This is a genomic window from Gilliamella sp. Bif1-4 (genome assembly GCF_001690535.1).
In the GTDB taxonomy this organism is placed as follows: Bacteria; Pseudomonadota; Gammaproteobacteria; order Enterobacterales; family Orbaceae; genus Gilliamella; species Gilliamella bombi.
Genome location: NZ_LZHC01000030.1, coordinates 1 through 3,700, shown reverse-complemented (window position 1 = coordinate 3,700; position 3,700 = coordinate 1). Strand labels below are relative to the sequence as shown.

At 40.9% G+C, this 3,700-nt stretch carries 2 protein-coding genes and 1 pseudogene; all 3 read right to left on the bottom strand.

The window, feature by feature from the left end; translation table 11 throughout:
• Window positions 1-1,937 (bottom strand): hemagglutinin repeat-containing protein (locus tag A9G25_RS05940; RefSeq protein WP_176701081.1); only part of this gene is annotated, 1,937 nt, incomplete at its 3' end.
• Window positions 1,938-2,176: 239 nt separating this feature from the next.
• Entirely contained in the window at window positions 2,177-2,521 is a 345-nt protein-coding gene (locus A9G25_RS05935) for a hypothetical protein (RefSeq protein ID WP_065626175.1), read from the bottom strand.
• Between the two features lie 3 nt (window positions 2,522-2,524).
• Window positions 2,525-3,700, bottom strand: a pseudogene (locus A9G25_RS12800) (hypothetical protein); the annotation flags it as partial.

Here is a 3,700-nt window from a genome sequence, read left to right as displayed (position 1 = left end):
AGTGCCCCTGCGGCGGCCCCTGTCATGTCGCCACTGATTAAGCCGTTGATGAGGCTAACCGCCATGTCAATGCCTTGACGGGTGTCACTGCCCATCGCTGACATGCCTTGATTCATCGCCTTTTTGTAGGCGTCTTCGTAGATTTTTTGTTGCTCTTCTTCTGTTAGTCCCTTGTTTTTACCTTTCTCTTTTTCCTTTTCAACCGCTTCTTTTGCCTTGGATTCGGCTCTTATCCGGTCAATATGATTAAGCATCGTTAACGTTTCACCACCAATTTCACTTACTAACTGCGTTTGGTCAATGATGTCTTGCTCTTTTTGTTTGTTAAAGATGTGTTTGAGCTCGTTATTCGCCTGCTCAGTATCTCGGCTTAGTTCGTTGATATCTTGTTTTTGGTCATCCTTATTGCGGATAATTATCGTCCCTTCCGATACCGCTGAATGCGTCGTCGAATGTTCGCTTTCGTTTTTGTTGCGACTGGTTGGCATCGATGGCATGCCGCTAGAGCTTACCCCTGCACTGCTGCTACTGACTTGGTAGTCCGCTTTGTTTTCGATATCACTAAAGCTGATTGTGCCGGTGTCAAGGCGGTTTTGGCTCTTGTCTTTCGCTTCTGATGATATCACCGCCCCTTTTAGGTCGGTGTTGTTGCCGACCGTAATGTCAAAGCCGCCACTGCCGGCAAAAATGCCCGATTGGTCGGTCACACTTTGCCAGTTGCTGTCCATTTTCGTTTTGCTCGCCGAGGCATTAATACTACTTGAGCCTCCATAAGAAAAACTTCCCCCTACCGAGGTTGACGTGCTTTTAGAGTGGAACTCGTCACTGTCTTGTTTCGATTCAATATTAAGGTCATGACCTATATCAGCCACCACCCTATCGCCTTTCACTTGCCCTGCAACAATGTTGGCGTCATTACCGGTGATAATCGTAAGCTTATTGCCTGCCTCTACCACACTTTCTGTCCAATCGGTACCGTTACCTTTTTCGCGGGATTTGCTTTGGCTAGCACTGGCCGAGATGGTAAAGCCATTTTTTTCTCCACCAAAGTTATAGCCCACACCTACCGAGCCACTGCTGCTTTTTTCTTTGCTGTCGGTTTTTATCGTGTTTTCTTGTCCAATGATGTTAACATCATGGTTCGCTTTGAGCATCGCATCATGACCGGCAGATACCTGACTGCCAATGATATTGATATCGCCACGCTCTTTTTGACCATTGCCCGTGGCAATAATGCTGAGGTTATGCCCCGCTGAGACGCCACTACTTACCACGGTGTGTTGCTCTTGGTTTACCGTGCGTTTGGTCTTTTCACTGCCCAAACTGACATTAATGCCAATGGAGGCTTGTGGCGTACCATTTTGTAAATTAGCACCGCCCTCTAGCGCCGCATTACCCGCTTGTAACCCAGCTTTAATATTCATCAACGCTTTGGTTTTCTCATTGGTCTGCTTTTTCGCTTGCTCTCGGGTTTGGTTGGCGTTGTAAATATCACTCGCCGTGCCCGTTATCGAAATAGTAAGCCCTGATTTTTTGCGCTCATACTCTTCTTGATACGTCGTTTTCGCATCTAATGCTTCGATATTGACACTGCCTTTTGTACTACCTACAACACTGCCCACAAAGGCTTGTTCGGTATTTGTTTGTTTTAACGATTCGCTTTCTTTACCTGCCGTAAAGCCTATTCCACCACTGCCCATTAACCCGGATTTTTTGGTCTTGGTTTCGTGTTTTCGGTAATACGACTCTTCCGCTGCATCAATCGTGATATCTTTCCCTGCACCAAGACTCACATTGTACGTACCTACCACTTCACTGCCTGTAACCGTTAAATTGTTACCCGCATTAATGTTTACCTTATCACCATAAATCCCACTGCCTTTTTGGGTGATGTTGTCGACCGCTATATCTTCAGTAATTGAACCCTTATTAAGCAACCCTTTCGTTTTGGTTTTGTGATGCTCGGTTAACTGTAAACGTTCTTGTTCACTGCCAATATCAATATTATGCTTGGCTAAAGAGTTTATAACTTAGTTATAAATTGAATCATATATTCCAATTCTGCGAGCTTTATCACAGAATTGGAAAAAGCAAAACAAGATTATTTAGGAATTTTTCCTGTCCACCAAATCGTTTTTTTATCTGCGCCTAAGTTATCAAAAACAGGGACTATATTTTAAGGTTGATATAACAAAGAACGTTGCATTGCAGGTTTAATTTCATTAAACCAAGCTTTATAAACAAGTTCTTTAGGGTAGTGATTATAAAAATCCTCTATATTTTCCAAATCAACTTCTATAGCTTTCACGAGCTGTTTATAGCATTGCATATATTGTTCTTGAGTTAACTCGGAAAAATTTAAATCACTATCATAGAGATCATAACTAAGATAAACCTTTTCTGCTATATTATTTCCTAGTTGCATTATATAGGGACGAACATATTCGCCAATAACAGACATAAACGTTGAGTTATATCCAACGCATTCTACCTCTTTTCCAAAATAAAATATACCAGCCATATTTTACCTCATAATATGAATTTTAGATCGTTGATATTCTGGTAACGTCTTAATGTAATTTTCAAGACGTGTTCGATTATCAGACGTCAGTTTCCTAAAATCTAATGGAACAATATCTGCTTTATCTAAATGTTCATGTAATTTTTTAATATTTCTATCCCAATTATTATTAAAAAACTTATTCATAGCATTGACTTCTCTTTCAGTTCCGTTAGATGTCGTAAACATAAAATCTACAGTTTTACCTTTATTTGGACCGCTTGTAAAAATGAAGTCAGCTAAACTATCCTTATCCTTAATACGTTCAACTTTTCCGCCTAATAATTTTTCTAATTCAATTGCAGCAGCACCTTCTGCTAACTTTACTTTTCCTGCATGCGGATCTACTGTTAATTTGCTTTCACGATCAATCTGATGTTTTATTGTTTCTAGTTCCTTTTCCGATAACTTTTGCCCTGTAGCTCTCGCTTTCCAGGCTAAATCGCTCAAACCTTTTGCGGTAACGCTACCTGTTGAGAGCGAAAATAACAATTCAGCATCTGATGCTGACACGCCTAATATCTTAGAAAGTCCCTCGGCTGTTTGCGTATGATAAGTTTTGCCATTATAAATGACCATTAACCCCGTTGCACCATTATCAACCATTGACCATGTTAAATATGCACTTGGTAAACACCCCAATACTGAGCTACAAGCTGGTGATAATGCGACTGCTGCCATTCCATCTACGACAGCCATCCCAACTTGAAGAATACCTCCTGCTCGGGTACTTATGCTGTATTCACTGTCATAATAGGTCATCGTATCTGAAATTTTATTGCCTGTCGTATATTCAAATAATTCTTCTATTTTTTTATAAGACTCTTTGCCCCCTCCTGTAATATAAGGTGGTAATTCGACTTCAATTTCAGTTGTTTGACCTTTCAATTGTTCTCTATAAGATTCTAACTCAGGGCTATTACCTAGCTCTTCTAATGCTAAATACGCTGCTTTATCTGGGTCATCATCCGCTAATCCAGCTGAACAATGAATTAATGCACAAGCTGCTGCACGATATAATAAATCTTCTCGTTCGTTTCCTTTAACAAGCTCGTCAATGCGTTTCTTTTCTGTTGGAGTAAGTAGTCGGTTATTCTCAACCGCATTTTTCCCCGCAGCAACGCCAGTATTCACATCTTG